Here is a 4,030-nt window from a genome sequence, read left to right on the forward strand (position 1 = left end):
GCTGGGGGCCGGCCCCCGAGGGGTGGCAGCTCTGGGTCGAGGACGGCAAGCGCCCCGGCTGGTTCGCCCGGCACAAGGTGCTGACGGGCGTCGGCATCGGCGCGGCCGTCCTGGTCGTCGCGATCGCGGCGTCCGGCGGCGGTGACGACGCGTCCGACGCGGCGGCGCCCGACAAGGTCGCCGACGCCCCCGCCGTGGTCGAGGAGCCCGCCGCCGAGGTCGCCCCGGAGGAGGCTGCTCCCGCCGAGGAGGCTCCCGCGGAGGAGGCTCCTGCTGTCGCACCGCTCGGCACCCCGGTCCGCGACGGCAAGTTCGAGTTCGTCGTGCACGGCACGGAGTGCGGCCTCGCCACCGTCGGCGGCGAGTACCTGCATCAGGACGCGCAGGGCGAGTTCTGCCTCGTCCGGATGTCGGTGACGAACATCGGCGACGAGGCGCAGTACTTCTTCGGCGACGCGCAGAAGGCGCGCAACGAGGCCGGGCAGGAGTACTCGTCCGACTCCACGGCCGCGGTCTACCTCGACGGCTCCGACTCGTGGATGGAGGAGATCAACCCCGGGAACGCCGTCGAGGCCGTCGTGGTCTTCGACGTGCCGCCGGGCACGGTGCTCACGACGATCGACCTGCACGACTCCGCCTGGTCGGGCGGCGTCGAGGCCGCGCTGCGCTGACGACGCTGGCGCCGCCCGTGGCGTCGCGCCCCGGGGCTTCCCGGCGGACCGACGGCACGGGCGGCGCTGCCGTCGCGCCTCAGCGGGGACGGCGGCGGAGCGTCGCGTCCGTGAGGGACGGCGGGGTCCAGCCCGCGTCGGCGGCGTTGAGCGTCGTGCCCGGCGGGACGATCGCGTCGATCTCGTCGAGGACGTCGGCGGAGAGACGCACGTCGAGCGCGGCGAGCGCCGCGTCGAGGTGCTCGGGCGTGCGCGGGCCGATGATCGCGGACGTGACGGCCGGGTGCTCGAGCACGAAGCCGAGCGCGAGCTGCACGAGCGTCAGGCCCGCGGCCTCGGCGAGCTTGGTGAGGGCCTGCACGGCCTCGGCCTTCGCGAGGTTCTCCGGCAGCGACGGGTCGTGCCGGCCCGGCTGGCGGGCGATGCGCGGCGAGACCGGCGCGTCGGCGCCGACGGGACGGCCGGACAGCCAGCCGCCCGCGAGCGGGCTCCACGGCAGGACACCGAGGCCGTGCTCCAGGGCGAGGGGCAGGATCTCCCGCTCCACGCCGCGCGCGAGGATCGAGTAGGGCGGCTGCTCGGTGACGGGCCGGACGAGCCGACGGTCGCGCGCGACCCACTGCGCCTGGACGATCTGCGACCCGAGGAACGTCGACGTGCCGACGTAGCGGACCTTGCCGGAGCGGACCAGGTCGTCGAGCGCGGACAGCGTCTCCTCGACGTCCGTCCCCGGCTCGGGGCGGTGCACCTGGTACAGGTCGACGTGGTCGGTCTGCAGGCGGCGCAGCGAGTCCTCGACCTCACGGATGATCCAGCGGCGCGAGCTGCCGGCGTGGTTGACCTCGTCGGACAGCCGGCCGTGCACCTTCGTCGCGAGCACGACGTCGTCGCGGCGGCCCTGGAGGGCCTTCCCGACGATCGTCTCGGACTCGCCGCGCGAGTAGACGTCGGCGGTGTCGATCACGTTGATCCCGGCGTCGAGCGCGCGGTGGATGATCGCGACCGACGCGTCGTGGTCGGGGTTGCCCCACGCGCCGAAGTTCATGGCGCCGAGCGTGAGGGTGCTGACCTGCACGCCGGTGCGGCCGAGCGGGCGGTACGTCGTCATCGGGTCACCTCCGCCGTCGCGAGGCGCGCCACCGTGTGCGGGTTCGCCGGGCGGGCCAGGCCGTAGTGGTCGCGCAGCGTCGTGCCCGTGTACTCCGACCGGAAGATCCCGCGGTCGACGAGGATCGGCACCACCTGGTCGACGAACTCCTCGAGCCCCGACGGCAGCACCGCGGGCATGATGTTGAACCCGTCGGCGGCACCCTGGTCGTACCAGTCCTGGATCGCGTCGGCGACCTGCTCGGCCGTGCCGGAGAACGTGCGGTGACCGCGCCCGCCGCCGAGCCGGCCGATGAGCTGGCGGACCGTCAGCCGCTCGCGCCGGCCCAGGTTCACGATGAGCGTGTACCGGCTCTTCGCGCCCTCGATCTCGTCCTCCGACGGCAGGTGGTCCGGCAGCTCGCGGTCGAGCGGCAGCTCCTCCGGGTCGACCCGCAGCTGCGCGGCGAGCTGCACGCGCGCGTACTCCGGGTTGATGAGCCGGTCGAGCTCGTCCTCCTTCTCCCGCGCCTCGGCCTCGGTCGCACCGATGACGGGCACGATCCCCGGCAGGACGAGCACCGTCGCGGGGTCGCGCCCCCACTCGACCGCACGACGCTTGAGGTCCGCGTAGAACGCCTGCGCGTCCTCGAGCGTCTGCTGCGCCGTGAACACGGCCTCCGCGAAGCGGGCCGCGAGGTCCTTGCCGTCCTCCGACGACCCGGCCTGCACGAGCAGCGGGTGCGCCTGCGGCGAGCGGGGTGTCGTGAGCGCGCCCGCGACGCGGAAGTGCTCGCCGACGTGGCCGATCGGGTGGACGCGCGACGAGTCGCCCCAGAGCCCTGCCGCCTTGTCGCCGACCTCGGCGTCGTCCTCCCACGAGTCCCAGAGCTTGAGCGCGACCTCGATGAACTCCGCCGCTCGTGCGTACCGGTCGGCGTGCGCGGGCTGCTCGTCGAGCCCGAAGTTGCGCGCGGCCTCGACGAACGCGGTCGTGACGATGTTCCAGCCGGCCCGGCCGTTGCTCACGTGGTCGACCGACGCGAAGCGTCGCGCCAGGTTGTACGGGTCGTTGTACGTGGTCGACGCGGTCGCGATCAGCCCGATCCGCTGGGTCACGGCCGCGATCGCCGCGAGCACGACCGTCGGCTCGAGCGTGCCCGACGGGCGGCGGCCGATGTCCCGGTGCAGCGCCGGGCCGTCGGCGAAGAAGATCGAGTCGAGCTTCCCGCGCTCGGCCGTCTGCGCCAGGCGCTGCAGGTACGCGATGTTCGTCGAGACGAACGACGGGTCGCTCTCCGGCAGGCGCCACGACGCCTCGTGGTGGCCGGTGCTCATGAGGAACGCGTTGAGGTGCAGGTGGCCTTCGCGGTGGGTGGTCATCGGGTGCTCCTCGGGTCGTCGAGGGGAAGGGTGGGTGTCAGTGCGCCCAGGGCGTCGAGCAGCTGGGCACGGAGCGCGGCGAACCGCGGGTGGGCCGGGTCGCGCGGGCCGTCGTCGAGCGCGACGGGCACGTCGAGGGCGATGCGCCCCTCGTCGAGCACGACGACCCGCTCGGCCAGCACGATCGCCTCGTCGACGTCGTGCGTCACCAGCAGGACCGCCGGGCGGTGCCGCGCGCACAGGTCGCGCAGCAGCCCGTGCATGCGCAGCCGGGTGAGCGCGTCGAGCGCGCCGAACGGCTCGTCGGCGAGGAGCAGCTGCGGCTCCCGGACGAGCGAGCGGGCCAGCGACACGCGCTGCTGCTCACCGCCCGACAGCTCGGTCGGCCACGCGCGCTCGCGGCCGGCCAGGCCGACCTCGGCGAGGCGCTCGCGGCCGAGCTCGCGCGCCTGCGACCCGCGCAGGCCGAGCGTCACGTTGTCGAGCACGCGCGCCCACGGCAGCAGACGCGAGTCCTGGAAGACGACCGACACCCGCTCGGGGACCGCGACCGTGCCGGTGCCGTGCACGTCGTGGTCGAGGCCTGCGAGAGCCCGGAGCAGCGTCGACTTGCCCGAGCCGCTGCGGCCGAGGATCGCGACGAACTCGCCGGGCGCGATGGTGAGGTCGAGGTCCCGCAGGACCCGGCCGTCGCCCTCGGCGAGGCCGTACGCGCGGTCGAGGTGCCGGACGACGACCGAGCCGTCGGTCGTGGTCGTGCGCTCGTCGGCGAGGGTGCCGTGCGCGGGCGGGGGGACCGCCGAGCGCTCGGGCGCGCGGCCGTCGGCGTGCGCGGGTGCAGCCGCGCCGGCACGTGCCGCGGTGCCGTCGGGTGGCGCGGTGCCGTCGGC

4 protein-coding genes are annotated in these 4,030 nt (G+C 74.7%); 1 reads left to right on the forward strand and 3 read right to left on the reverse strand.

Annotated features, from left to right (window positions below; translation table 11 throughout):
• A partial coding sequence (locus CTKZ_RS20595) for a DUF4352 domain-containing protein (protein WP_148090544.1) occupies positions 1-671 on the forward strand: 671 nt, incomplete at its 5' end.
• A 79-nt stretch (positions 672-750) separates the two neighbouring features.
• Here CTKZ_RS20595 and CTKZ_RS20600 read toward each other — a convergent pair.
• The 3 genes from CTKZ_RS20600 to CTKZ_RS20610 all read right to left on the reverse strand — a co-directional run.
• On the reverse strand, positions 751-1,779 hold the full coding sequence (locus CTKZ_RS20600) for an aldo/keto reductase (RefSeq protein WP_124344648.1): 1,029 nt from the start codon (positions 1,777-1,779) through the stop codon (positions 751-753).
• On the reverse strand, positions 1,776-3,140 hold the full coding sequence (locus CTKZ_RS20605; protein ID WP_124344649.1) for an LLM class flavin-dependent oxidoreductase: 1,365 nt from the start codon (positions 3,138-3,140) through the stop codon (positions 1,776-1,778). Before CTKZ_RS20605 ends, CTKZ_RS20600 begins: the two co-directional genes overlap by 4 nt.
• Positions 3,137-4,030, reverse strand: an 894-nt coding sequence (locus tag CTKZ_RS20610; protein ID WP_235843587.1) for an ABC transporter ATP-binding protein, incomplete at its 5' end; no start/stop codon positions are given. The genes CTKZ_RS20605 and CTKZ_RS20610, both read right to left, overlap by 4 nt.

Source organism: Cellulomonas algicola, assembly GCF_003851725.1.
GTDB lineage: Bacteria > Actinomycetota > Actinomycetes > Actinomycetales > Cellulomonadaceae > Cellulomonas > Cellulomonas algicola.